Source organism: Vibrio sp. Isolate23 (assembly GCF_022398095.1).
GTDB lineage: Bacteria > Pseudomonadota > Gammaproteobacteria > Enterobacterales > Vibrionaceae > Vibrio > Vibrio coralliilyticus_A.
Genome location: NZ_JAKEUV010000003.1, coordinates 119624 through 146035, shown reverse-complemented (window position 1 = coordinate 146035; position 26412 = coordinate 119624). Strand labels below are relative to the sequence as shown.

Annotated in this window: 31 protein-coding genes; 26 read left to right on the top strand and 5 right to left on the bottom strand. The window is 42.7% G+C overall.

The window, feature by feature from the left end; all coding sequences use genetic code 11:
• Positions 1-24 precede the first annotated feature (24 nt).
• Positions 25-831 carry a hypothetical protein gene (locus tag L1D31_RS10500; RefSeq protein WP_239837079.1) on the top strand — a complete coding sequence of 269 codons (807 nt, stop codon included), beginning with the start codon at positions 25-27 and terminating at the stop codon, positions 829-831.
• Positions 832-929: 98 nt separating this feature from the next.
• Entirely contained in the window at positions 930-1595 is a 666-nt protein-coding gene (locus L1D31_RS10495) for a DUF2726 domain-containing protein (RefSeq protein ID WP_239837078.1), read from the top strand.
• 99 nt (positions 1596-1694) lie between these two features.
• Here L1D31_RS10495 and L1D31_RS10490 read toward each other — a convergent pair whose 3' ends face one another.
• The gene (locus L1D31_RS10490) at positions 1695-2216 is read right to left on the bottom strand and encodes a DUF2058 domain-containing protein (protein ID WP_239837077.1); all 522 of its coding nucleotides are present in this window, start codon (positions 2214-2216) and stop codon (positions 1695-1697) included.
• A 330-nt stretch (positions 2217-2546) separates the two neighbouring features.
• Here L1D31_RS10490 and L1D31_RS10485 point away from each other — a divergent pair, with 330 nt between their 5' ends.
• The 12 genes from L1D31_RS10485 (at position 2547) to L1D31_RS10430 (ending at position 8795) form a co-directional block, all read left to right on the top strand.
• On the top strand, positions 2547-3029 hold the full coding sequence (locus L1D31_RS10485; RefSeq protein WP_239837076.1) for a GNAT family N-acetyltransferase: 483 nt from the start codon (positions 2547-2549) through the stop codon (positions 3027-3029).
• A gap of 9 nt (positions 3030-3038) precedes the next feature.
• Positions 3039-3515, top strand: coding sequence for a GNAT family N-acetyltransferase (locus L1D31_RS10480; protein ID WP_239837075.1), 477 nt, complete (start codon positions 3039-3041; stop codon positions 3513-3515).
• A gap of 18 nt (positions 3516-3533) precedes the next feature.
• Positions 3534-4097: a DUF6817 domain-containing protein gene (locus tag L1D31_RS10475; RefSeq protein WP_239837074.1), complete on the top strand. Its 564-nt coding sequence runs from the start codon at positions 3534-3536 to the stop codon at positions 4095-4097.
• A 23-nt stretch (positions 4098-4120) separates the two neighbouring features.
• Positions 4121-4522, top strand: coding sequence for a DUF2007 domain-containing protein (locus tag L1D31_RS10470; protein WP_021456444.1), 402 nt, complete (start codon positions 4121-4123; stop codon positions 4520-4522).
• 24 nt (positions 4523-4546) lie between these two features.
• Positions 4547-5065 carry an NAD(P)H-dependent oxidoreductase gene (locus L1D31_RS10465; RefSeq protein ID WP_239837073.1) on the top strand — a complete coding sequence of 173 codons (519 nt, stop codon included), beginning with the start codon at positions 4547-4549 and terminating at the stop codon, positions 5063-5065.
• 157 nt (positions 5066-5222) lie between these two features.
• The gene (locus L1D31_RS10460) at positions 5223-5645 is read left to right on the top strand and encodes a DUF6232 family protein (protein ID WP_239837072.1); all 423 of its coding nucleotides are present in this window, start codon (positions 5223-5225) and stop codon (positions 5643-5645) included.
• Between the two features lie 72 nt (positions 5646-5717).
• A complete protein-coding gene (locus L1D31_RS10455; RefSeq protein WP_171353406.1) occupies positions 5718-6182 on the top strand; it encodes a GNAT family N-acetyltransferase in 465 nt (154 codons plus the stop codon).
• Between the two features lie 9 nt (positions 6183-6191).
• Positions 6192-6746, top strand: coding sequence for a GNAT family protein (locus L1D31_RS10450; protein ID WP_239837071.1), 555 nt, complete (start codon positions 6192-6194; stop codon positions 6744-6746).
• Positions 6739-7509, top strand: a complete 771-nt coding sequence (locus L1D31_RS10445; RefSeq protein WP_239837070.1) for a nucleotidyltransferase domain-containing protein — start codon at positions 6739-6741, stop codon at positions 7507-7509. Before L1D31_RS10450 ends, L1D31_RS10445 begins: the two co-directional genes overlap by 8 nt.
• A gap of 1 nt (position 7510) precedes the next feature.
• The gene (locus L1D31_RS10440) at positions 7511-7735 is read left to right on the top strand and encodes a hypothetical protein (protein ID WP_021456438.1); all 225 of its coding nucleotides are present in this window, start codon (positions 7511-7513) and stop codon (positions 7733-7735) included.
• 23 nt (positions 7736-7758) lie between these two features.
• Positions 7759-8268, top strand: coding sequence for a GNAT family N-acetyltransferase (locus L1D31_RS10435; RefSeq protein WP_239837069.1), 510 nt, complete (start codon positions 7759-7761; stop codon positions 8266-8268).
• Between the two features lie 5 nt (positions 8269-8273).
• Positions 8274-8795, top strand: a complete 522-nt coding sequence (locus L1D31_RS10430) for a GNAT family N-acetyltransferase (RefSeq protein ID WP_239837068.1) — start codon at positions 8274-8276, stop codon at positions 8793-8795.
• Positions 8796-9027: 232 nt separating this feature from the next.
• On the opposite strand, the gene L1D31_RS10425 is transcribed toward L1D31_RS10430, so the two are convergent.
• The 3 genes from L1D31_RS10425 to L1D31_RS10415 form a co-directional block, all read right to left on the bottom strand.
• Entirely contained in the window at positions 9028-9549 is a 522-nt protein-coding gene (locus L1D31_RS10425; RefSeq protein ID WP_239837067.1) for a hypothetical protein, read from the bottom strand.
• Between the two features lie 197 nt (positions 9550-9746).
• Positions 9747-10853: a M20/M25/M40 family metallo-hydrolase gene (locus tag L1D31_RS10420; protein ID WP_239837066.1), complete on the bottom strand. Its 1107-nt coding sequence runs from the start codon at positions 10851-10853 to the stop codon at positions 9747-9749.
• Positions 10854-11048: 195 nt separating this feature from the next.
• Positions 11049-12092, bottom strand: a complete 1044-nt coding sequence (locus L1D31_RS10415) for a diguanylate cyclase (protein ID WP_239837065.1) — start codon at positions 12090-12092, stop codon at positions 11049-11051.
• A 673-nt stretch (positions 12093-12765) separates the two neighbouring features.
• Between L1D31_RS10415 and nirB the strand changes: the two genes are divergently transcribed.
• The 5 genes from nirB (at position 12766) to L1D31_RS10390 (ending at position 18088) form a co-directional block, all read left to right on the top strand.
• Positions 12766-15321 (top strand): nitrite reductase large subunit NirB, encoded by a 2556-nt coding sequence (gene nirB / locus L1D31_RS10410; protein ID WP_239837064.1) that lies wholly within the window; start codon positions 12766-12768, stop codon positions 15319-15321.
• Positions 15322-15334: 13 nt separating this feature from the next.
• Positions 15335-15658, top strand: coding sequence for a nitrite reductase small subunit NirD (gene nirD / locus L1D31_RS10405; protein WP_239837063.1), 324 nt, complete (start codon positions 15335-15337; stop codon positions 15656-15658).
• Positions 15659-15776: 118 nt separating this feature from the next.
• A complete protein-coding gene (locus tag L1D31_RS10400) occupies positions 15777-16625 on the top strand; it encodes a formate/nitrite transporter family protein (RefSeq protein ID WP_239837062.1) in 849 nt (282 codons plus the stop codon).
• A 124-nt stretch (positions 16626-16749) separates the two neighbouring features.
• The gene (gene cobA / locus L1D31_RS10395; RefSeq protein WP_239837061.1) at positions 16750-17508 is read left to right on the top strand and encodes a uroporphyrinogen-III C-methyltransferase; all 759 of its coding nucleotides are present in this window, start codon (positions 16750-16752) and stop codon (positions 17506-17508) included.
• A gap of 97 nt (positions 17509-17605) precedes the next feature.
• Positions 17606-18088, top strand: a complete 483-nt coding sequence (locus L1D31_RS10390) for an NYN domain-containing protein (RefSeq protein ID WP_239837060.1) — start codon at positions 17606-17608, stop codon at positions 18086-18088.
• Here the strand turns inward: L1D31_RS10390 and L1D31_RS10385 are convergent.
• Positions 18068-18265 (bottom strand): DUF2986 domain-containing protein, encoded by a 198-nt coding sequence (locus tag L1D31_RS10385; protein WP_239837059.1) that lies wholly within the window; start codon positions 18263-18265, stop codon positions 18068-18070. The genes L1D31_RS10390 and L1D31_RS10385 overlap by 21 nt on opposite strands.
• A 602-nt stretch (positions 18266-18867) precedes the next feature.
• On the opposite strand from L1D31_RS10385, the gene L1D31_RS10380 reads away from it, so the two are divergent.
• From L1D31_RS10380 to L1D31_RS10350, 7 genes are all read left to right on the top strand, one after another.
• Positions 18868-19587 carry a response regulator gene (locus L1D31_RS10380; RefSeq protein WP_239837058.1) on the top strand — a complete coding sequence of 240 codons (720 nt, stop codon included), beginning with the start codon at positions 18868-18870 and terminating at the stop codon, positions 19585-19587.
• 18 nt (positions 19588-19605) lie between these two features.
• Entirely contained in the window at positions 19606-20913 is a 1308-nt protein-coding gene (locus tag L1D31_RS10375; protein ID WP_239837057.1) for an ATP-binding protein, read from the top strand.
• 82 nt (positions 20914-20995) lie between these two features.
• The gene (gene ompV, locus L1D31_RS10370) at positions 20996-21772 is read left to right on the top strand and encodes an outer membrane protein OmpV (protein ID WP_239837373.1); all 777 of its coding nucleotides are present in this window, start codon (positions 20996-20998) and stop codon (positions 21770-21772) included.
• A gap of 91 nt (positions 21773-21863) precedes the next feature.
• A complete protein-coding gene (locus L1D31_RS10365; protein ID WP_239837056.1) occupies positions 21864-22775 on the top strand; it encodes a VirK/YbjX family protein in 912 nt (303 codons plus the stop codon).
• A gap of 165 nt (positions 22776-22940) precedes the next feature.
• Positions 22941-23873, top strand: a complete 933-nt coding sequence (locus L1D31_RS10360; protein WP_239837055.1) for a LysR family transcriptional regulator — start codon at positions 22941-22943, stop codon at positions 23871-23873.
• A 146-nt stretch (positions 23874-24019) separates the two neighbouring features.
• Positions 24020-25123, top strand: a complete 1104-nt coding sequence (locus L1D31_RS10355) for a sugar diacid recognition domain-containing protein (protein WP_239837054.1) — start codon at positions 24020-24022, stop codon at positions 25121-25123.
• Positions 25124-25244: 121 nt separating this feature from the next.
• Complete coding sequence (locus tag L1D31_RS10350) at positions 25245-26381, top strand: glycerate kinase (protein ID WP_239837053.1); 1137 nt, start codon at positions 25245-25247, stop codon at positions 26379-26381.
• Positions 26382-26412 lie beyond the last annotated feature (31 nt).

Genomic DNA, 26412 nt, shown 5'->3' with positions numbered 1-26412 from the left:
ACAGTAGTATCAGGACAAGTATAGATGCGTCTAATCGGTTTTTTTCTATTCATATTTTGCCAGGGAGCGTTCGCTCATCAAGCAGTGCAACTTGTATTGCCGTCTCAAGTTGATGGGGGGCACGTCTTCTATCATGAACTTTTGCATAAATCTTTATCTGAACTTGGTTACGAGGTCACAATTGAGGTGCCTCAAGAGCATATTCCTCAAAAAAGGTCGACAAAAATGGTGGCAAGAAATCAGTTATCTTTAACTTGGTTGATTGCCACTGAAGAGAGAAATAAAAAATACATCCCTGTTCGAGTGCCGTTAACGAATGGATTGATCGGTAAAAGAGTGCTCCTTATTCCCCCTCAGTTACAAAATAAATTCGATACAATTAATACGCTACAAGATCTAAAAGAGTCAGGGTTAGTCGCTGGTTTAGGGATGCAATGGTACGATGTTGAGGTCTGGAAAGCCAATCAATTGCCAGTCTATACGGAAGACGGTGAATGGCGCTCTTTGTATTCCAAACTAACCCCTGAAGGGAGCGTCAATTATTTTCCGAGAGGAATGACAGAAATCCTTAGAGAGGCGTCTCAGAATACCCACTTAGCGATAGAACAACGTTTACTATTAACATACGAAAACGACTTCTATTTCTACCTTTCTGATGATGCAGCACATTACCAACCCATTTTGGAAGAGGCTTTAACTCGGGCAAGAGAGAGTGGCCTTATGGATCGCTTGTTAGAGAAATACTGGCGATTGACGTTTGAGCAGATTAAGCCTGAAAATCGAGTTGTGATTAATTTGAGCTTACCTGAGGCTGGATCCCACAAACAGTAACCTATTCCTATATAAAAACTGACAGATACTTTAAGTTAGCGTATAAATTCTTTAAGAGTTTCATGCGTTTTCTCATCAGTGGGAGTAGTTAAAGCGAAATGGAAAGTGTTTTCATCGTTGTCGTCTTGTTGGTTTTATTTTTTGTTTTTGTTCAAAAGCGTTATCTAAAACAGGACGAGCTGAAAGACAGTGCTTATAAGAAAAAAGGGTCATTAATGAATATGCAGGAATCGGCGTTTTACAACGCTTTGATTACTGCAGTTGGCCAGCATGGTGTAGTGATGTCAAAGGTGAATATGGCTAATGTTGTGACACCGTTGGCTACGGATAAAAAACAATGGTTTATCGCCAATAATCGGATTGCTAAAAGCTATTTTGATTATGTTGTTTGTGATCCACGCACATTGCAAGTTCGTGTCGCTATTGAGCTCGATGATGGTCGGGCATTGGACAAAGGCAAAATAGAGCGCCAGAAGCTTTTAATGCATGTCTGTAAATCGTCTGGGATTCCTTTGATTGGTACATCCGTTAAGCATAGCTATCAAGTAGGGAAACTTAGACGTCTTTTGGCCTCCCATATTGATCTTATCGAACCTGATAAAGAGGTGCGTTTCTGCAAACGTTGTGGGAGCCCGATGGTGATTAAAACCGCATCACAAGGAGAGTTTAAAGGTCGACGTTTCTTTACTTGTAGTCGTCAGCCACAGTGTACTTATACAGAAAACTACAACGTTATATTTGATGAAGAAGACATGAGCGAGTAACTAGGTATATATAGCTGATGCTAAAGGGAAAACTCTCCAACCACCCAGTTAACTGACTTTAAAATAAAAAGCCATTCGATACTCGAATGGCTTTCATCATTACCACATCAGATCATCTGGGACTACATAGTCTGCATATGGATCGTCTTCAGCTGGCACGTCTGATTCCGGTTCTTTGAGCTCAATGATGACCTGGTCATCACGCTGTGCAATTTTGTTTGCAACAACCCCGGGGATCACCGCATAACCATCTTCATGACGGGCAATAGCAAGGATACCTTTGATAAGTTGTTCGCGGATAATCGATTCAACGTAAAGGGATTTGACGAGTGTTCCATCGGTGAAGTTGTATTTAATATCACCATCTTTCTGATCGATTTTGTTCATCTCAATCAACTGTTTGATTTGCGACTGAATTTCTTTGTTCAGACGCTGCTCGTTTTGTTGGTTGCTTAGCTCTTTATCACGCTCTTGCTGTTGACGTTTTTGTTCTTCGACCGCGGTTTTTACTTCACGAGCTTGTACGCGTGATTTTTTTGAACCTTTTTTGGCCTTCTTTAGTTTTTTTTCATTCACTAAACCAGCTTTCAGCATTTGTTCTTGCAGAGTAAGTTTTGCCATGGGGTATCCGTGTTGATAAATGTTTTGCGTATTTTATAGGGACGGGGCCTGCAAATAAAGATATGTGAAGAATGTGCGTTAAGTTTTCTTTATCAATCGACGCGTTTCATATGGCAGTCGGGAGTGATAATCTTCAGTCTATCTACTTCGCTAAGTATATATCACGCAGAATTTACTCTTTTCTCGAATTAATTATTTCGGGTTAAGGAGTATGTTGCTCATGGAATGATTAATATTGATGCCGGTTGATGTAGGTATTTTTAATTCGCATGCAAAGAAAAACGGACTCTATATAAGCTCCGTTTGGCTGGAAAAATTAATCGGATAATTATGATTTCTATAGAAAAGTTCAGTGCTGAAAAAGCACACCTTATACATGCATTAAGCGTTACACCTGAACAAGCTCAGTTTACCGTTGATAACATTGGCGAAATGATCCCCAAACTGAAAGAAAGTGAACATCCCTACGTGATTATGAAAGGCGATCAGCCCGTGGGTTTCTTTCTTCTTGATATAGGGTACGCTGAGAAATTCAGTTTCTGCCCAGAAGACGGTATTGGAATCAGAGCATTGTTGATCGATCGTAATCTACAGGGGCAAGGTATTGCACGTGATGCACTTAAATTGCTTCCCCAGTATGTTGGTGAAGTCTATCCACAAGTCAACTCGCTTTATCTCACAGTAAACTGTCGAAACGAGCCCGCCTATCGATGTTATTTAAGTAGTGGTTTCACTGATACGGATGAGTTGTATTTAGGTGGTCCTGTTGGCCCTCAACATATCATGATGACATCAGTTTGTGGTCGAGGTTAAAAGATAAGTATGGTTAAGCTAAGAGAAATGCGAACGGAAGAGTTTGCGGATTTTTATCACTATGCTGCCGAGGCCTATGCGCAGGATATTGCAGAGAATCAAGGCCACGCTGCTGAAAAATCTCTTGAACTCGCTCATCAGGCTTTGAAGCGTTGTTTTCCCGATGGTGTTGAATCGAAAGGGCAGTCACTGATGTGTATCGATGCTGAAAAAGATGGCGAATCAATACTGGCAGGTTACTTGTGGCATTGCGTTAATCAAAAAGAAGGGTCGACATTTATCTACGACTTTTACGTTATGGAAGCCTTTCGAGGGCAAGGTTTGGGTAGTAAGGCTATCAAGCTTTTGGAAGCGAAAATGAAAGATGTCGGTATTAAGCAGATTAAATTGCGCGTTGCCTTCAACAATGAGCGGACTCGGAATCTATATGAAGAGTTGGGATTTGTGGTCACTGGTTACAACATGTCTAAGGTCATTACTGGTTAAACTAAAAAGAAATCAATTATGAATACACACTTTGAACGCTTGAAATCTCTAGGAGCGGGTGACTTTCAGCACTTAAACGGTTCGCTTGAATCCCACTTGGTTGGAACAGAGTCCTTGCTGGCAAAATGGCATGCGAGTGATATGGTCAGGAGCGCTGGCCTCTTCCATGCGGCATACGGAACCGCTGGATTTGATGAGAGCATGGTCTCACTGGAAATGCGAAGCGAAATCGCCGCGGTTATTGGTCGAGAAGCAGAAGATCTGGTTTATCTCTATTGCTCTTGCGACAGAGACTATGTGTTTCCTCAGTTTGATTCTAAACCGTTCATCGAGTTTCGTGACCGATTTACGGGCTCGGTATTCGAGATGGCGGAAGAGCAGTTACACCAGTTTTGTGAGTTGACCGTTGCCAATGAACTTGAGTTGGTATTAGCAAGCGAAGAGTTTAAGTTGAAATATGGCCAAGAGCTATGGAACCTATTTGAAGGTATGGCGGTCTATTTGAGTGAAAGTGCCAGAGCGGAGTACAAGTTGGCGTTAGCTGACTATGATACGTCCGAAAAAATGGCATGCGAAGAGTGATGGTTTAGCACAGGAGAGGTCGTATGGTAGTTGTAGCTCGTTTTTCTTTCCCTCATGAGGCTCATATTGCGAAAGCGAGCTTGGAAGCCGCTGGAATTGAAAGTAATATTGCTGACGAACATACCGTTAACACCCAGTGGCTCTATTCAAATGCGATTGGCGGAGTTCGTTTAATGGTTCAGGAAGAGGATGCTGAGCAAGCGACCATTATCCTTAATACCGACTATTCTGATGCTTTATGCTCTGAAGAAAGTTCCACTTCACAAGATCATTGCCCTAACTGTGGTAGCCTAAAACTAGAGCCGTTTACCAAAGGTAAGCGACCCGCTTTTTTAGTCTTTATTCTTTTAGGCTTTCCGCTGTTTTTCTATAAACACGGTTATAAATGTAGCGATTGCGGACATTTCACCGAAAAAACGGCCTAGCTTACTAAACTAGAGGGAATTCTAATGAAGGTAGCTGTGGTCTTGGGTACGTCAAAAACAGATGGTAATACGCGTCACTTAGTGAATAAATTTGTTGAGATGACAAATGCTGCGGTGTTTGATTTAGCGGATTACCAACTCTCTTATTATGACTACCTACACGAAAATCGCAGCGATGATTTTATTCCTTTGATTCGCATGCTTACCACCTATGATCACATTGTGTTCGCTTCGCCTGTTTATTGGTATTCCATGTCGGCACAACTGAAAGTGTTCTTCGATCGCTTGTCCGATCTGTTGACTATAGAAAAGCCACTTGGACGTCAGCTGAAAGGTAAGGAAATATCTGTTATCTCGACTGGCTACAATCATGAATTACCGGATTGTTTTGTTGAACCTTTTAAGCTTACTGCTCGCTACATGCAGCTTGAGTTTAGAGGCTTTGCTTATCTTCCTGTGAGTGAAGAAGAAGACCTTGGGCGAGCTCGTGCCATTGCTGAATGGTTTAGTGAGAGTATTTGTCGAGAGCCCTCTAAGGTCTGATGTGGCTAACTCTTTGTAAAATAGTACTTATCTTTAGCAGGTTCGCACAATTATACTTGCCCTTTGTATTTTCTTGATTTATGAATCTAATCGTATTCATAAGTAACTCCATGTGTATCGTAGTTTTTGTACATTTTTCATAACATGGAGAAAAGTGATGAGTAAAATCACTCATAGTAAAAAACTAGTGGATTTGTTTCGTTTTCGCAGAACGGTAAGCGAGCAAGACTTCATGCTTACTTCTAACGAGTTAGTGGTTAAGTCTGACGCTTATAAGTTGAGCAAAATCAAACGTTTTGAAGTTCGTCGATTAGGTATCAAAGAAAATATTGTTCGAGTGTTATCTTTGGCATTGGTGTTGTCTGCAGCTACATGGGCATTTGTTCCTCAATTTGGACTGTATACTTTAGCGTTAACCCTCGTTATGGCTTTTGTTACGTGGCGCAAGTATGAATTGCGTGCGGAGTTTAAAGGAACTGATGAAACGGGTGATCACTGGGTGTCGATTGTTCGTGGCTGTGATAAAGAAGAATACCAAGTTTTAAAACAGGTTGAAGAAAAGCTACAGACTGCTATTTAAAGGTAAAGCTCGCTAATGATTAGCGAGCTTTTTTTATGTTATAACAAAGACCTGCAATCTAAGGGGAGCGTTATGATCACTATTCGTCAATATCAGCCAGAAGATGCTAAAGCGCTTTGGGAAGTGTTTTTCCATACAGTCCGAAATGTAAATCGCCAGCATTACAGTCAGGATCAGGTTGAAGCGTGGGCGCCAGAAGGATGGGACATTGAAAGGTGGAAAAACAAAATGTGCCAAATTAACCCTTACATCGCTGAAATGAACGGTCAAGTCGCGGGGTATACTGATTTGCAAGATTCCGGATTAGTTGATCATTTCTTTTGTCATCACGCTTTCCAGGGTAAGGGCGTTGGTCGGGCGCTTATGGAACATGTGCTAAAGGTTGCGAACGACAAGGGTATCAGCCGCCTCTACTCGGAGGTGAGCATTACTGCTCGTCCTTTCTATGAGCGGATGGGGTTTAAAGTAGTGAAAGAGCAACAGGTTGAGATGCGTGGTCAGGTACTGACAAATTTTGTTATGGAAAAGCACCTTTAGGGAAAGCAATTGTTTAGGCTAGAAACACCAAGACTTGTTATCAGAGACATGTCGCTAGAAGATGAAGCCGCGTTTGTGGCGATATCTCAAGACGAAAAGTATCAACGTTTCTATGACGAAGCGGACAGCAAAGCAGAAAAATACCGTCAATTGACCAAATTGTTTATTCAACAGGCTGCCGAAATACCAAGAAGGAGTTACCAACTTGCAATAGAGTATAAACAGCAAGGCATATTTATTGGTACGGTATGCTTGAGATTGGAAGATGAGCATAATGCATCAATGGGGTGTGGAATAGCCCGTTCATTTCAGGGAAGCGGTTTGATTTATGAAGCTGCGACGGCTTTGGCAAATTATGGGTTTCGTGAGCTTAATATGCATCGGATATACGCCGAAACGATTAAGGAAAACCGCGCGGCTCTTAAGCTTTGCTCTGACTTGGGTATGCGCAGAGAAGCGGTGTTCAAAGAGAACAGATATTTTAAAGGGCGCTGGTGGGACACGGTAGTTATGGCAATATTACAACATGAGTGGCGTGACAAACTTGATGAAACCAATGAATAACGGGTTGGACGAGCAAGGTTACATTCTCAATCATTGTTCAGTCGCCTATATTCAGCCCGCGTTTAGAAGGTCTGTTGATCGTGTGGTTAGCTGTTTACGTGACACTTTTGCAGGCAAAATTCATAGCCTTTATCTATACGGGAGTGTAGCTAGGGGAACTGCGGTTGAGTTTGAGTCAGATTTAGACTTATCCATTGTTTTCACTAAGCCTTTGGATCTTGAAACCGGACGAAAACTTCAGGCCACCAAATTAAAATTAGAGCAAGAGTTAACGATTTTCAGCAAGATAGACTTCGATCCTGGCCATTTAGAAGCAATCCTTTCTCCAAATGAAATTCATCATTGGCAGTTTTGGTTAAAGCACTGCTGTTGTTGCGTGTCAGGTGATGATTTGTCCCTGAAATTCAATCTGTTGAAACCAAACCGAAAAATCGGTTTTGCTCTCAACGGTGATCTCTCATCTTTCATTACTCAAGCATGTGATGAGCTTAATGAGTTTAACCATAAGTATATTGGTAAAATGTTGGCTAAGAAGACCCTCCGTAGCGCTTACACCTTGATCGCAGAAAAGGACAACAGTTGGCACGTGGAGATAACATCGTGTGCAAAAGCCGTGTTACGCCATTATCCAAAAGAATCACAGAGTGTTGAACTTGCGCTACGCATGATTGAAGGTCAACCCTATGGTATTGAGGATATTCAGCAATTGGCAAACGGGTGGGGTAGACGAGTCGCTTACCAGTTTGAAGTTGAGGAGTACTAATATGGGATCTGACCTAGGTTTTTCCTTTGAAGAGAATCGGGCTGAACTAAGGATTTTGCGTAACGGTAAGATTGTTACCATATTGCGTGGAAAACAGGCATCTGAATTCGTTTCTAAGGTTAGTGCGCTCTCAAATCATGACCAACAGCAACTGATGGCGAGAGTTACTGGCAATTACAAACGGGGCAACGAAAGGCTAGCTAAAAAGCACCGTAAACACAGATGAGTTTAATAGTAAGGGAGGTTCCGGTGGAAGCATATCGTACAAACAGATTAACCATAAAGCAGTTTAAAGATGGTGACCGCAATGCTCATTTTCTATCTGAAATTCAAGCAACCTTGACAGAAAAGGTTGTTGAGAATTTACCACCGTACTTTCAGCAAGTCAGGTCTAATGAATCAGCAGAGAGCTGGTTAAGCAAAATGAATGATGAAAGCGTGCTGTACGTAGTGAGAGCTAACGATGGTGCGTTAGCAGGGTTCGTATTTGTCTATCAAGACAGCGGTAGTGCTCATATCGGCTATTTACTCGCAGAAGAGTACTGGGGGCAAGGGTTGGCTAGTGAGCTGCTCACTGGGTTTATTGATTCTATTGCGAACAAAAGTGGCTGGAGAGAGCTCGTAGCTGGTGTTGATGAGTCAAACATTGCATTGTTGAAACTTTTAGAAAAACTTGGCTTTGTAAAACAGTCCACGAATGAACATCGAGTGGTTTTCTATCAATATGATCTAAAAAATAATTCTGAGAGTGAGGAATAGAATTGATGAGATTAATCCCCCCTTCATTGCAATTCAAAGAGGCATTTTCTCGATTCTACCAAGATTTCAAGCACAATGATCCTGAGAACGCAGATTACTATGAGGAAGGTGAGAATGATATTGAACGCTATGTAAGTCGACTTTCCAATGAATCCTTGGGTATCGATTTAAAACCGGGTTACGTCCCTTGTAGTCATTTCTGGTTGATTGATGAAAATAAGAGCATTCGCGGAGCTATTCGGGTTCGTCATCATATTGAAAATGAATTCCTTTCTTTTGAGGCCGGTCATATCGGGTATGACATCGCCCCTAGTTTCCGAGGTCAAGGTAACGGTAAGCTGATGCTGAAGTTAGCCTTGGTGGAAGCCCGCAAGCTGGGGATATCCAACGCACTTGTGACTGCAGATGATGATAATTGGCCATCCCGAAAAGTGATTGAAGCGAATGGTGGTCAATTAGAAAACATTGTTATGGGTAAAGTGTTTCCCAACCTTTTGGCAAGGTACTGGATACCGTGTAGGGAGTAAATGGTTGGCTTTAGAGAATAAACTGATTGTTTTATCAATATTTTCGGGTGCATATTGTTTATCAGGCTATTCGTTACACGGTTATTTTCTAGTTTTTTAATTTTCTAATCTATCAATTAATTTTTGAGTAATTACTGGTAGAGAACAGACTATTTAAAAAATAGCCATTAGTGAGCTTATATTAATTTTTAACTTTAACATAAGCTCATTAATAAATTATTGAATATAGATATTAGATAAAAGTTCCCATTCTTAAGAGTTCTTCTAGGTTATCAATATTAATTTTTAATACGTGCTCTTTACCTAACACGTCGAGCTTTACGAACATTACCTTACGAGATTTTAAACTCGCGAACAGCTTGGCATCTCTTTCTTTACTTAGACGAGTTAGCGTGGGCCTGATGTAGTGACGATTGGTGGTCAGATCATAGACGTCTGGGTCTTGGCTAAAACGAATCTGAATCTTGCCTGATATAGGCCTAGTAACGTAATGACTTTTGTTTAAGTTAGTCGCGTATATCCGCACTAAATCGGACTTTTCGTTTTTCTGAAATACCACGGTTTTATCGGAACCTTGATCTTTCAAAACAAGTTCAAAAGTTCTGTTATTGGGTGAGAAGGCATCATAGCTTTCAGATAAGTAATTGCTCCCAGAGTGATAGATTTGCTCAGTTATTCCTTTTTCTGAGGATTCTGCGAATGACAACGGAGAAAAAGCACAAATGACGGTGAGTAATGCAGTTCTTATAAACATTATTATGCATGTATTGTTATTAAGACGATGCAGTTTAGCAAGCTATATTTATGCTATCAATATTATTGACTATAAAATATCGGAGAAATAGTAGAGATAAAGTAATCAGATATTAATGGCTACTTTACTGATCGATATTTACTCAAGAAAGGTGTGTTAAGAGCCAGTAATATAAGCTGGCTCTAATTTAGTGATGTTTAATGAGTGAGATAGTGTTTGACAAATTGAGATATCTTTACCATATCATCAACTGCGATATATTCTTCAGTAGTATGCACTTTTGCCATACCTGTTGAAACGTTGATTGTTGTTAACCCTTTCGCGTTAAAGTTATTCGCATCGCTGCCACCGCCTGTGCCTTTGGTGTAAGGGGTGGCGCCGATGGCTTCGAATGATGCTTTAACGGACTCAATATGCGGATGATCGTCTGCGATAACAAATGCATTGTATGCGCGAGTGGATTTAATCTCTACGTCAGCACCGTGTTGCTGACAGGCTTGCTCAAATGTTTCAATCATATGAGAAACTTGCTGCGTCAACTTATTATCATTAAGTGAACGTGCTTCAGCTACAATTTTGAGTTCTGGCATAACGATGTTAGTCGCATTTCCTCCTTCTACAATGCCAATGTTTGCAGTTGTTTCTTTGTCAATGCGGAGTAATTTCATATTGTTGATGGCTTCTGCTGCAACTTGGATAGCACTTATCCCTTCTTCTGGGGCTAATCCAGCATGAGCAGGCTTGCCTTTGATTGTCGCGATTATCTTCTGTTGACCTGGTGCGGCATTGACAATTGTGCCGATAGGGCCTCCTGTGTCCAGCACAATGGCTTTATCTGAAGTAATGAATGACATATCAAAATGTTGGGAGCCAAATAGCCCACCTTCTTCATGGACAGTAAATGCAAGCTCAATGGTTTTGTGGGCTGAACCAGAAGATTGGATACAGCGTACAGCCTCCATAATGGCAGCGATGCCAGATTTGTCATCCCCGCCAAGAATAGTATCGCCTTTGGATCGAATAATGCCGTCTTGAATAACAGGCTCGACACCTATACCGGGTGTGACTGTATCCATATGACTGCTCAAAACAACACTGTCCTCTATGCTGCCATCGAGTCGGGCATAGAGGTTAAAACCATTCGACACCTTATCGGGAACTGGTAGTTTATGTACAGTAAACCCCATATTACCCAGTTGTTCTGAAAGTGCTTCAGCTATTTGTTTTTCGTTACGTGATTCACTGTCGATTTTGATGAGTTGGCAAAAATGCTCAATCAGACGTTCGCGGTTAATTTCACTCATTATTGTATGACCTTTTCGGGAACAGGGGTCGTTACCATATCTTTGCCATATGGCATGGTTCTCTGAGTTAAATCAATAAATGCAAGGCTTATGACGTAAAATGCTGCCTTGTTTAGGATAGGATTTTTTTGGGTTATGACTCTGTCATTTACAGATTCACTTTGCCGATGAATCTAGGCTTTATTATGATCGATATTAAGAGTAAGTCGCGACGGTTTGATTTTTTTGATTACAGACCATAACTTGATTGCGCCCGTTCTTTTTGGCTTTATACAATTCTTTATCCGCTTCTTTAAGCACGCTTTCTAGGTCGTTGTACAGATCACACTGATAAATTCCAATGCTTGCTGTAAGGGAGATAGGTTGGTCATTGCTGTTAAATCGATAGCGTTCAATCGCCATTCTGATCTGTTCAGCTTTGATCATCGCATGTTGGATATTCGTGTTGTGTAGAGCAATGCAGAATTCTTCACCGCCAATACGATAGACCAAATGTTCGTCAGTTAACCCATCGATCAAGGCGGCTGTTTGTACTAAGACCTTGTCGCCAATATCGTGACCAAACTCATCATTCACCTGCTTAAAATAATCCAAATCGAGAACCAATAGTGACAAAGGCAATGTTTCACTCTCTTGGCGATATCGATCGAAGTTGTGGATGAGGGCATGGCGGTTGTACACACTAGTTAGCGCATCACGAGAAGCGAGTTGGCCAAGAGAGGCTTCCGATGTTTTTCTTTTGACCTCTAGAATGTGGCTTGCTAACCAGACGCTAAGGTAGGCGAGGGCAAAGTTGATGATTAGTTCATAGTGAGCGGTCACATGGCCAGAGATGGATTTATCCGCGACCAAAAACAGCTGGCTGATAAAGCCTACTAAGGTGGCTAGGAATCCATAGCGTTTACCTAAAATGAGATAAAACAGAACGGGATAAAGAAAGCTCCAAACAAACAAGCCGTGCTCAATGGGATACACCAGTGTGGTGAAATAAATCAAACCGATAATACAGTAAACATAACAGTTAGAGAGCAGGAGAGATGCAGAACTCCGATAACTGTTAAATGCGATATAAAGAGAAAAGCTACAAAAAAGACTCTGAACGATGGCAAGAAGGTGATAAATGCCAAAAAACACATTTATAGTGGCAATAATCAGCGATATTAGGGCTAGAAGCATACTCAGCCAGAACAAGACTGCACGACGTAACTGTCTGGAAGGGTTAAATATGTCTAGCTCCATTCTGAGTAGCCTTGTCTAGGAATATGCCCAAGTATGAATATCAAACAATAGTATGCTTTTCACATGTGGAATCAAGCATAATATTGAACAAGGATCACACTTTTAAGACTGTGGATGACACTGTTTATTAAAACTATGCGAGTACAATGTGCGCAAGTAAATGTATTGCCGGTAAAATAATCAGTTTTCATCTTTATTTTCCCATTCTAAACTCAATCAAGAAATTGTTAAATAGTGGAACTAATATCACTGTTGTTAATGGTTTTATTTTCTTACTGAAGTCACAAAAATGCGACAAAGTGTGAATAAATACTAATTGTGAGCTAGATTGAGGCGAAGTCTGTATCATTAATAAGATTTATAGGCCAAATAGACCAGTTTTTCGTGATTTCTTTGTCGTTAACTCCTGGTAATAAAGAGTAACAAGTCTATTCTTTGCTTTGGATAGACAAGCAGCGGCTTGTAAAGCCGTGTTAGCAGAAAGAGATATTACTTGATTTTCTATGGGAACATTAATTCATTAATGTAATTTATATACACATTTTTATGGGTTTAGTCTTTAATCTACCCCTTTAGGGTAGTTTGATTTTGTAATTGATTTACATCATGTATTAATTTTCTTTCACATTTAACAATGCACATAGTGATAAAAACCTAACCCTTAGGAAGTACTATGAGCAAGTTGAAGCTGGTCATTATAGGTAACGGCATGGTCGGGCACCGTTACATAGAAGACCTTGTTGAGAAGACGGATGTTTCTCAATATGAAATATCTGTCTTCTGTGAAGAACCTCGCGTCGCTTATGACCGTGTCCATCTCTCTTCTTACTTTTCCCATCATACTGCTGATGAGCTTTCTCTTGTAAAAGAAGGCTTTTACGAAAAGCATAATATCAACATGCTGATTGGTGAGCGTGCCATCAATATTAACCGAGAAAAGCAGACGGTTTATTCAAGCACTGGGCGTGAAATTCAGTATGACAAACTTGTCATGGCCACAGGGTCGTTTCCTTTCGTTCCACCAATTAAAGGCCACGAAAGCAAAGACTGTTTTGTCTACCGTACCATCGAAGATCTCAAAGCGATCGAAGCATGTGCCAAGAACAGCAAAGTTGGTGTCGTTATTGGTGGCGGTTTACTTGGCCTTGAAGCCGCAGGTGCACTGAAAGCACTAGGTGTGCAAACCCATGTGGTGGAGTTTGCTCCGAAATTGATGGCTGAACAGTTAGATCAGGCTGGTGGTGATCAATTACGTCAGAAAATTGAACGTATGGGCGTAACGGTGCACGTTAGCAAAAACACCCTAGAGATTGCACCAGAAGGCAAAACAGCAAGAAACGTCATGCGATTCGCTGATGGTAGCGAGTTGGAGACGGACTTTATTGTGTTTTCTGCCGGCATTCGCCCCCAAGATAAACTTGCTCGCCAAATGGGGTTAGGCATAGCACCACGTGGCGGTGTTGAGATTAATGATTTCTGTCAGACAACTGACGAAAATGTCTACGCTATCGGTGAATGTGCATCTTGGAATCGCACGTTTTACGGCCTTGTCGCTCCAGGTTATAAGATGGCGACAGTCGCCGTTGATCACCTATTAGGAAACGACAGCAAGTTTGAAGGCGCAGATATGTCTGCGAAACTCAAACTGCTTGGTGTGAAAGTTGGCTCAATTGGTGATGCAAATGGGCGTACACCGGGATGCAAGAGCTACGTCTATCAAAACGAAGAGCAGGAAGTGTACAAGCGAATTATCGTTTCCGAAGATGGTAAAAAGCTGCTTGGCGCTGTTATGGTCGGGGACACGTCAGATTACGGTGATTTGCTGCAACTTAAACTCAATGAAATCGAGCTTCCAGAGCATCCTGATACGTTAATTCTTCCGGCTCACGCTGGGGCAGAAAAGCCAACGTTAGGCGCTGATGCGCTTCCAGAATCAGCGGTTATCTGTTCTTGCTTTGATGTGACAAAAGGCAAGATTGCTGAAGCCGTGGCACAAGGTCATCACACTATTGGCGATATCAAAGCGGTAACTGGTGCAGGCACGGGTTGTGGTGGTTGTATTCCACTGGTGACTTCTGTACTCAACGCTGAATTAGCCAAAGCGGGTGTCGAAGTAAAAAATGATGTGTGTGAGCACTTTGCTTATTCTCGTCAGGAGTTGTTCCACCTTATCCGTATTGAAGAAATCAAAACGTTTGATGAGCTGTTGGAAAAATATGGCAAGGGCTACGGCTGTGAAGTGTGCAAGCCACTGGTAGGCTCAATCCTCGCGTCTTGCTGGGGTGAGCACATTCTAAAGCCTGAACTGGTCAAGCTTCACGACACCAACGATAACTTCCTCGGCAACATGCAGAAAGACGGTACTTACTCTGTGATCCCTCGTATGGCGGGTGGTGAAGTGACGCCTGAGGCACTTAAGGTATTGGCTGAAGTTGCTGCGGAGTACAACCTTTATACTAAAGTTACCGGTGCTCAGCGTATCGGCTTGTTTGGCGCTCAAAAAGACGACCTACCTGCGATTTGGAAGAAGCTAATCGCCGCAGGCTATGAAACAGGGCAGGCCTATGCCAAAGCGCTTCGCATGGCAAAGACTTGTGTAGGCTCAGCTTGGTGTCGTTATGGCGTTCAAGATTCTGTTGGTCTTGGTGTGATGATCGAAAACCGCTACAAGGGCATTCGTACTCCGCACAAGATGAAGTTTGGTGTATCGGGTTGTACGCGTGAATGTGCAGAAGCTCAAGGTAAAGACTTAGGTATTATCGCGACAGACGCCGGCTGGAACATGTACGTGTGTGGTAATGGCGGAATGAAGCCAAGACACGCTGACCTTCTAGCGAGCGACCTCGATAAGGACACCCTCATCAAATACATCGACCGTTTCATGATGTTCTACATTCGTACGGCAGCGCCACTGCAACGCACTTCTGTGTGGATGGAAAATCTGGAAGGTGGTGTTGATTACCTGAGAGAAGTCATCGTCAATGACAAACTCGGTATCAATGCTCAACTGGAAGCTGATGTTGCCAAGCTAGTAGAAGAGTTCCGTTGCGAATGGACTGATACCATCAACGATGAAGCCCAGCTAAAACGCTTCGCACATTTCATTAACAGTGATGAGCGGGATGACAACGTTGTCTTTGTCCAAGAGCGTGAACAGCACCGTCCGGCGACGTACACAGAAAAACATCCAGAAGAGAAGGGTGACATCCTTCATGTCGAGTTAGTCTAAGGGAGACGACATCATGGCATTTACAAAAGTATGCAGTATTGAAGATATCATCCCGGGCACTGGCGTGTGTGCGTTGGTTTCTGGGGAGCAGATTGCCATTTTTCGCCCTTCCCCTACTGAAGAAGTGATGGCAATTAGCAACACCGATCCATTCTATCAGTCGAATGTGCTTTCCCGTGGATTGATCGTCGAGCACAACCAAGAGTTGTGGGTCGCTAGCCCACTGAAAAAGCAGCGTTTTAACCTATCAACGGGTGTATGCATGGAAGATGAACAGTTCAGTGTTAAAGCATACAAAACACGTGTTGTTAAAGGGCAGGTTGAAGTGTCGGCTTAGTAAGGCATTAAGCGAGATTTAATAGCTTAAAGGTTTGTTGCTTTCCTTTTGGGAACAGGTAAAGCAACGAACCTTTCACTATTCAATTTTAACTTTCAATTTTAATAAGGACGCAGCTATGTCTTCTGCATTAAAACCTGCCGAATTCGTACAAACTATGATCGATGTTGGCGAAGCGAAAACTAAAACCAGTACACGTGATTTGGTTTTACGCGGCACAATGGCGGGTATCATCTTATCTTTGGCCGTTGTGGTTGCCATTACAACTATTGTACAGACAGGTCTTGGTATTGTCGGTGCGCTAGTGTTTCCAGTTGGTTTCTGTATTCTCAGCCTGATGGGCTACGATTTGGTCACTGGTGTTTTTGGCCTCGCACCTCTTGCCAAGTTTGACAACCGACCAGGTATTACTTGGCACCGCGTTTTCCGTTGTTGGGGCTGGGTTGGCCTAGGTAATTTGATCGGCTCTCTGATTGTCGCTTATCTGGTTGCTATTTCTCTAACAGGCAACTTCACGTTGGACCCGAATGCAGTAGTTAAGAAATTTATCGCGATATCAACAGCACGTACTGTTGGCTTTGAAAATATGGGAATGGACGGATGGATTACCTGTTTTGTCCGTGGCATTTTCTGTAACCTGATGGTTTGCCTTGGTGTGATTGGTAATATGACGGCTCGCAGTGTGGCTGGCAAGATCGCAGCCATGTGGTTACCGATTTTCATCTTCTTTGCCTTGGTGTTTGAGCATACTGTTGTGAACATGTTCTTGTTCCCACTGGGTATGATTCTTGGGGCGGATTTTGGTATTACAACTTGGCTGAACTTCAACCTTATTCCAACGATTCTGGGTAACATTGTCGGTGGCTTGTTGTTCACTTGTATTCCTCTTTACCTGACTCACGCGAAAACTGCCCCTGCCATTGATTCTGAGCAGGAAGTTAAAGCTAAGCCAGTTATGGCGAAATAAATCGATATGGCCCCATGACATACCGTGGGGCTTTTTAGAGCTATTGTGAGTTTGGCAATAAAAAGTCGCGATTGATGATTGAGTGCTACTTCTTATATCCAAATTTGAATCAACAGGCCCAGCTATGACTACTCATCCCACTTCTTCTCCAAAATGCGGTTTTGTTTCTCTTGTGGGCGCAGGCCCTGGAGACCCAGATTTACTGACCGTGAAAGGCTATCGAGTAATACAGCAAGCAGAAGTGATTGTTTATGATCGCCTTGTCTCTAAAGAAATATTGGCGTTAGCCAATCCTCAAGCTGAGATGGTTTATGTCGGCAAGAAGCTTGATTTTCATTGCGTTCCTCAGGATCAAATCAACCAGATTTTGGTGGAAAAAGCACTGGCAGGAAAACGTGTTGTTCGGCTCAAGGGTGGGGACTCATTTATTTTTGGTCGTGGTGGTGAAGAGCTGGAAGAGTTGGCTGTCCACGGAATTCACTTTGAAGTGGTACCGGGAATAACAGCGGCAGCTGGCGCAACTGCATATGCAGGCATTCCGTTGACACACCGTGACCACGCTCAGAGCGTTCAGTTTATTACTGGTCATGTGCAGAAAGATGGTCGGGAAATTGAGTGGCAATCACTGGCCCAATCTAACAACACACTGGTATTTTATATGGGTCTAAAGCAGAGCCAGCGAATTACCACCAAGCTTATCGAAAATGGTCTGGATGAACAGATATCTTGCGCCATTATTGAAAATGGAACACGCAGCGAACAGCGTGTATTCACTGGGCCACTAAAAGATTTACCCAAGCTAGCAGAGGGAGCAGTCAGTCCTGCACTTATTGTTGTTGGTAGCGTGACCTCGCTGCACGATAAGCTGAAATGGTTTAATTAAAGAGTCTTTGCCTTTCGCATCAGAATCCATAGAAAACCAACAGCTTGAGTTCAATAACTGTTACTATGCCTGCGTTATTGATTAAACAGGATTCCTGATGGAAAAAGTCGCCATTTTCGTTGATGTCCAGAACATCTACTACACAACACGAGAAAAGTACCGCGCAAACTTTGACTACAATGAGTTTTGGTACGTTGCAACGGAAGGTCGAGACGTCACTGAGGCTCATGCGTATGCGATTGCTTCACATGACCCGAAACAAAGACAGTTTCATCATATCCTGCGCGGTATTGGCTTTAACGTGAAATTAAAGCCATTTATTCAACGACAAGATGGCAGCGCCAAAGGCGATTGGGATGTGGGTATTGCTCTGGATGTGTATGAAGCTGCCAGCAAGGTTGACCGAGTCATTTTGTTATCAGGAGATGGTGACTTTGACGTGTTAGTCAAACGAGTCCAGGAAAGGTTTGGTACCAAAGTGGATGTGTTTGGTGTGCCGAGCCTTAGCGCACAGTCACTAATCGACGTGTGCGATAAGTTCATCCCGATTGAAGAAGAATTATTGCTCAGACGAACCTGAGTCTGCGCTTTGTTGATTTTCCGCTTGTGCAGCGGCTTGCTGCTCTTTTTCTTCTGCTTCAAGCTTCGCTCGTTCCGCTTTAGAAATGTAGCGAGGTTTGTTGCTTTTATGTAGCTTCGCGTTTTGCTTCATCTGTTTCGATTTTAGGATCTGGTTAATTTTCTTCTTACGGTTCATCACTGTCGCCCAGTATTCAGAGGGGCGCGCATAGTAACAGACTTTGTTTGACTCTTCATCTTTCCTATTTGGATACGTGGCCCTACTGGTTCATCTGATCTGTTTTGGCATGGGGGGTTATTAAAATAGGTGGGGAAAGGGAATGAAAGCTCAAAAAAACGGGGGCGAGAAGGGCCCCCCAAAAAAAACACACAGCTAATCACGTCTTAATGTCCAAGCTAGCTCTGTAGGGAATGAAGTAACAACAAACTACAGGACGCCGTAAGTGAGCAATTTACTGTTACTTCGCACAATTCACTCTACCGATTTGTTGCGATGAATATTAGTCATTAAGGATGATTTATGCTTTTTAGCAAATTAGCGCTTTAAAATTAAACTCAAAGTAGCGCTGTTTAGAAGGAAAATTAGCCTTCATTTAAGCTTCCACTAACCTAATTTCAAACGTATGGCTTATGTTGTATCTGTCTATATGAATCAAGGCCTGTCTCATAATTGAACTGTGTTCAAAATAAGTTTGTTAAGCGCACTTTTGATAAGGCAACTTTGATAGCCTTGCGCTAATATTATCTCACCTCAAATTTCAGAATTCTGGTAAATGGTTGATGAGCTCTTTGCAATCCCTATTTATAGTTGAAGACGATGTAAAGCTACGTTCTATGTTGGAAGAATACTTCGTTAAACAAGATTTTGATGTCACGACTTTTGAAGATGGAAGTAGCGCTATTGATGCAATTGTCGAGCGACAACCTGATTTATTATTGCTTGATCTGATGCTGCCGGGAATGGACGGCCTGACAATTTGTAGACAGATTCGAGCGAAATACTCCGGTAAAGTCTTAATGTTGACAGCCAGTGATGATGATTTTGACCATGTTGCGGCGCTTGAAATCGGTGCGGATGACTTTGTGAGTAAACCAATCAAGCCACGTGTCTTACTTGCCCGAATGCGTATGTTACTGCGACGAGCCCCTGTTGGAGAATCAACAACAGAGAATGAGTCAAAACTGGCGAATACCTTGACTTATGGTCAGTTAAGCCTGAATCATGCGCGTAAGATCTGCACGTTAGCAGGCAGCCAAGTCAGTATGTCAGACAGTGATTTTGATCTGTTGTGGATATTGGCCAGCTCACCAGACGAAGTGCTATCACGTGATGTCCTGACTCAGAGATTACGTGGTATTGAGTATGATGGTTTAGATCGTACGGTTGACAACAAAGTGGTGAGTTTAAGAAAAAAACTCGGTGATAACTCTGCCACACCGAAACGCATCATCACTGTTAGAGGCAAAGGTTACTTGTTCGTACCAGATAGCTGGTTATAAATTTGAGGGTAAGGGTGTATGCGCCGAATTTACATTGAGGCATTTTTCGGATTATTGGTGCTGTTCACCCTAAGTTTGTTTGCGTATGAAATCATCATCTATCAATTGAACACAGATTATGACTTTGTTTTAGAAGACCTAGAAGGAGCTGCATTTAGAGAGGTGTTGATGACGATTTCAGACCATCAGGGCAAGGAGAAAGCCTTGGCCGTTTTGAAAGAATTCATCGATAATACCGCAAAAACTTTGACTGTTTTTCCTAGCTCTGATGTGCCTGACGAAGTAAAAAACTACTTCGACAATGATCGTATTCACCCATTCACTTTCTACGATGGTGAGCGTGACTTTTGGTTCATGCTGTCGTCTCCTGATGTTATTTATAGAGTTCAACCTGATGTGGAGTCCGATCTTCGTAAAGCCATTGAATTTGACGATGACATTCTCTGGGGGTTTATTTTAGGCGGCTTTTTTATCTACACCTCTGGATTGATCTGGTTCCTAAGCCGGCGAGTCCGTACTCTTGAGGAGGCGACGATGAAGTTCGCACAAGGGGACTTTAACTCAAGAGCGCCAACAGGCAGTCGATATCGAGTAGGATCGTTGAACGACAGTTTCAACTATATGGCCGATAAAATATCCGATCTGATTACCAGTAACCGTTCACTGACAAATTCTGTTGCTCATGACTTAAGAACTCCCGTTTTTCGTATTCAATGGCAGGCTGAAATGCTTCAAGACGAGAGCCTCACTCAAGATCAACATGAAAAGGTTGCCAGTATTATTGAAGACACGGAAGAGATGGAGCAAATGGTTGATGAGCTTCTCTACTTCGCTAAAGTTGAGCGTCCGGACTCAGTGCTTAACATTGAAGCAATTGATCTCAACCAATTTATGCATGCGCTGACCAATAAACTGCCCGATGTAAAAGCTGAGATGGTTAAAGTAGAAGTTGAGCACAGCTTATTCATTGAAGGCGATAGTGCGTTGCTTAAGCGTGCTATTAATAACCTGTTGTCTAATGCGCTGCGCTATGCCGAACAGAAGATACGCCTTTCCGCCATGTTAGAGAACGATGCCGTTTTGATCATTGTCGAAGATGACGGTCCAGGTATTCCTACTGATCATTGGAATTTCATCTTTGATCCATTTTATAGTGCGGACCCTTCTCGAAATAAGACCAATACAGGGTTTGGCTTGGGGTTAGCGATCGTAAAATTGATCACTGAACGCCATGGTGGACACGCAGAAGTGGGGGCTAGTATGTTAGGTGGAGCCAAGTTTGTATTACGTTTACATCGTTTGTCAGAGGAATCTGACAAACGATGACAAACGAGTGACAAAGTCAATATATTGTCAGTTTGAATTGTTTTGTACAGTGTTCATAACAAGTTAACACAAGGACAAAATGATGAAAAAATTGACCATTCTAATCTCTACGCTTGTTGCTGCGACTGCGGTACATGCAGCAGGCGATACTTACATTCGCAACGGTAATATCTATACCAAGGAAAATAGTTGGATTGCTGAGTTAGGTGTTGCTGGCGTTAGTGACCTTTACAAGGACCAAAAACATAATGCGGCGCTTCTTGGTAACTTTGGTTACCAAGGCGAAGACTTCAATGCGAGCCTGCAAGGGGTCAACTACCGATTCCTTGGGAATACCGGTGACATGTTCAATATGAGTGGTTACTTGGGTACTTCTGGCTTGATGTATGACCATGACACCTCTGACTTCCTAAAGGGGATGGATAAGCGCAAAGCGAGTTTGGATTTGGGTATTAATGCTGATTTCCACTTATCTCAAGGTACCATCTCTACTTACGCTCAGCATGACGTGACGGATACTTATGATGGTTACCTTGCAGGTGTCACTTACTTCTTACCTATGAGTGTAGGACGCATGGACCTTGTTCCATTTGCGGGCTTAACTTATCAGAGCAAAGACTACGTCGATTACTATTTTGGTGTTAAAGATAAAGAAGCGACTCAAACACGTAAGGCGTATAAAGGAAGTGGCGATGTCTCTTATAACCTAGGTTATAAACTGATCATGCCAATTAATGACAGTTGGGAAGTTACCCAAACGACAGCTTACACTCGCCTAGGTGACAATATCTCAGACTCTCCGATTGTTGATAGTGCTAATCAATGGATGGTGGGTGCAACCGTCGCTTATCACTTCTAATAAAAAGTTCCGCTCGAAGCCTGACTGTATTAGTCAGGCTCACATACCTTCGTTCTTCAAGTTCCACACCATTCTGAATTTAAGTGAAACCATGCTGTCCGATTATTTTACTTTTATACGATCTCTGCCGCTTGTCGCACAGAGGGTTTATCCTGAAATCCATGGTTTAAAGAAAGTCCGATATAACGTTCGTTTCTGTTTGTGGTCAATGTTAAAACCCAATGCGCTTAAACAAATGCAGCGGTTATTTGAACACCCTGACTTTCGTCCAATTACAGAGACAAATCCAAGGATGTTTGAAAAGCCTCTAAAGCCATTTGTTTGTCTACAGTGGCGCCCTAAGCAACGCGCCATAAAAATATATGAGCATTTTCAGACACTACACCAAATGTACGGACGCGCATTCCTCGATTTTTACTCGGAAGCAGGGTGGTGGTTGCTGGATGTTCAGGGTTGCAGTCTTATACTGTGTGCGGGTCCAGAAAGGGAAGGGTCTTTGGCTTTGAAGTTGGTCGATGAAAATAAACAGGATTTATTTACTTTAGCCTTCAATATTTCTTCGTCACCAAAACGCGAAATCCACATTGGAGCCTTGCAAGGTCCAGGCGATCATATCACTGGTCGTGGTGAAATTATTAAAAGCCTGACGCGCGGAATGCACGGGCTTCGCCCCAAAGCGCTTATGCTAGAGGTACTTCTGATACTTGCACGTGAGTGGGGTGTTGAATCGGTTTATGGTATTACCAACAAAGGCCATGTCTACCAAGCACTAAGGTATACGGGCTCTAAGCGCTCAAGCATCACGTATAACTATTCTGAATTGTGGGCAGAATATGGTGGTGTAGAGGTATCAAAATATTTGTATCAAATACCTCTTTGTCCTGCTCGTAAAGATCCAAGTTCATTGAAAAAAGCCAAGCGACGCCTTTACACAAAACGTTACGCCTGGCTTGAAGAGATGCAAAAAACAATTCGAATACGCCTAGATGAATTGTTGGGCTGAACATCGATATAGAAAGTGTTTTCACGTGGCTTAAGAGTTTGGCTATCATTCGTTTTTTCACTTTATCGGGCGATGAGTGCATTTTATTTGTTTGCTATTAATTGATAATTGAGTGAAAGTAAAATTTATAATTTAGCTACCCCGAACAATGGTGTGAAAAGGTATATGGATAAACTAGCTGATATGGAATTGTTCACTCTGATCGTCAAACATCAAGGGTTGGCAAGTGCCGGTAGAGAGCTTGGATTATCACCTGCCACTGTAACAGCAAGGTTACAAGGGCTTGAAGAGCGACACGGCGTTAAACTCCTCAATCGCAGTACGCGACATATCGCGCTGACAGATTCAGGCCTCAGCTATTACGAGTCGTGTGTACAGATTTTAGAAAGCGTCCGTGAAGCAGAAGCGAAATTGCAGAACACCGCTGTTCAAATAGAGGGGCAAATACGAATTTCAGCACCTAAAGATATTGGGAAGCAGTTCGTTATGCCTGCTATCGATACCTTTCAGCGGCTATATCCCAAAGTTGTGCCTCATCTATTACTGCATGATAATTTATCTAGCTTGTCGGAAAGTAACCTTGATCTTCAGATACGTTATGGTTCTCCTCCCGACAGTGGCATGATTGCCAGAAAGCTAGCAGTGAGTGAACGTGTTTTGGTCGCATCACCCGCCTATATTGACTGCCATGGTCGGCCCAATTTTCCTGAACAACTCCAAACACACCAATGCTTATCTCTGCTGAGAAATGAGCAAGAGATGAAGCTTTGGTACTTTCAGCACAGAGAGTCTAAGAGTAATTCATCCCAGCAAGTGTGGAGTTTTCGCTGTTCAGATGATGGTGAGGTAATACGTCATTGGGCTAGGGAAGGAATGGGAATTGCGCTTAAATCAAGGTTAGATGTTGAGACTGATATAAAAATGGGTGCATTGCAGGTGTTATTACCAGATTTTCGCGTCGACTTTAAGCCCATTTCTTCAATGAATGACTCTGAGCTTTATGCCGTCTACCGTGACCGTAAATATCAACCTAAACGTCTCAAACTGTTTTTGGAGCACTTGATCGCTGCTTTTTCTGCTGAAGTGGATGCTTCATGAGCCATTGGTTAAATTGATGCCACTGGTATATGTTTCATTTTCTTCTATTGTCACTTTTATGCAAAACAATGAAAATCTTGTAGGAGCAGGAGTAGAGATCTGTCAGACTCTCTAAAGTTTAAAAATCAAAGAGTTCAGGGAAGATCATGTTAGATGCTCAGCTTGCTCAACGAATTGTTGATCGCACAATGCCAATTATTGGTCACAACATTAACGTAATGAACAATGCTGGAATGGTCGTCGCGAGTGGAGAGAAATCACGCATTGGCCAGACCCATGACGGGGCATTGCTAGCGTTAAACCGAAAAGCGTCAGTTGAAGTCTCTTCAGAAGACTGCAAACTCTTATCTGGGGTTAAACCCGGTGTTAACCTGTTACTGAAGCATAAGAATGCGATCCTTGGTGTGGTGGGGATTACAGGGGAGCCTAGTGAGATTCGTGGTGTAGCTGAACTTGTGGCAATGACGGCTGAGCTGATTATTGATCAAGCTGACCTGCTGGAAAAAGTTCAACGTGACAGGCGATATAAAGATGAATTTATCCTAGCCTGTTTAACAGGGCGTTTGACTCCATCGGAAATGCGCGATGGTGCTGAACAAATATCAGTGAATCCGAGTGATTCATGGGAGCTACTGCTGGTCGAGATGCCAAATCAAGATAGCTCAACCACAACTCTTACGGAGCATCTGTACCAAAAGTCGGGACATCATCTCTGCGCTCACTTGTCTGCTCGCCATTTAGTTATATTTGTTCCAACTGAACAGCCTTTGAGCGTAGGCAAAGTGAACGAGTGGCTTCATTGGTTAGAGCAAATACCATGTCGAAATCTAAAGATCTCAACGGGAAAGTTTGCCCACAGTCTAGATGAATGGCAAACCGCGTACCACTCAGCACTTCAGGTAATGAAAATAGGCAAAGCGGCTCGCCCTAAGAATGCGGTTTATCTTCTTGAAGAGTATCAGTTGCCAGTTTTATTAGCACCGTTGCATGGTACTTGGCAGGGAGAGCAACTGTCACAAATGATAGCAACCTTGACCGAGCATGATAAATCAGGCCAGCTTGTCGCGACCTTGGAGGCCTACTTTGATGCTAATGGCAGCGCAAATGATACGGCTTCCAAATTGTTTATCCATCGAAATACTCTTAAATACCGTTTGGACAAGATCACTGAAATCACCGGATTTGAGACAACAGATTTCTCTCATATGGCACAGCTTTATCTGGCTATTCAGCTTGGTAAACTTAGTTGAATTGTGCATAGTTACCATGATTAAGTTTTATATAGCTTTAATTTTGTTGGTTTGCACAATGCTGTGGCTCTTGTTTTGTTCCATAATGTCTACAGTGATCAGTGGAAAGGAATAGGCCAATATGAAGATTGTTATCGCTCCAGACTCATTTAAAGAAAGTTTATCCGCAATAGAAGTTGCTCAGTCAATCCAGACAGGGTTGGAAAAAGTATGGCCTAATGCTGAGTTTGTCAAAGTGCCAGTGGCAGATGGTGGTGAAGGGACGGTTCAGTCTTTAATTGACGCCACTTCAGGACAAAAAGTATTCACTGAGGTAACAGGACCATTAGGTCAACCAGTGCAAGCTTTCTATGGCGTTTTGGGTGACGGCAAAACCGCTGTGATCGAAATGGCTGAAGCAAGTGGTTTACATCTTGTCCCAGCAGAAAAACGAGACCCTAAGATCACAATCAGCTTCGGAACTGGTGAGCTGATTAAGCACGCATTAAATCAAGGTGTAACCAAGCTGATTGTTGGGTTGGGGGGCAGCGCGACTAATGACGCTGGCGCTGGGATGCTTGCCGCATTAGGTGTTACTTTCTTAGATAAAACAGGCGAAGAGTTTGTGCCTGTTGGCGGTGCAAGTCTAGCAAACCTAGAAAGTGTTGATACTTCCAAGCTGGATCCGCGGCTACGACAATGTGAAGTAATCGTCGCATGTGATGTAGATAACCCTCTTTGTGGTGATAAAGGTGCATCCGCTGTATTTGGACCACAAAAAGGGGCAACTGAGCAAGATGTGGCCCTGCTGGATAAATCTCTAGAGATTTTTGGCCAAGTAACAGAAAAAAATGCTGGCGTTGATGTGCTTACTGCGGCTGGTGCTGGTGCGGCTGGTGGAATGGGTGCGGCTTTACTTGGCTACGCTAATGCAGTGTTAAAGCCGGGTATAGAGATTGTTCTGGATACGGTTGAGCTAGAGTCGAAACTGATGGGTGCGAATTTAGTGATCACTGGTGAAGGTAAAATTGATGACCAAACGGTTCATGGCAAGACTCCCGTAGGGGTGTCAAAGCTAGCTAAGCAATTTAATCTTCCTGTCATTGCGATTGCGGGCTGCACAGGGAATAATTTCCAAGCGGTCTATGAGCACGGTATTGATGCTGTCTATGCCTGTTTACCTAGGCCAATGTCGCTGCAAGAAGCATTTGATGAAGCCGCTACTAACATAGCAAACGTTGCAGAAAACGTAGCTCGAACTTATCAGATAAGTCATTAGGTTCAGCGAATACGGCAGTGGATAGCACTGC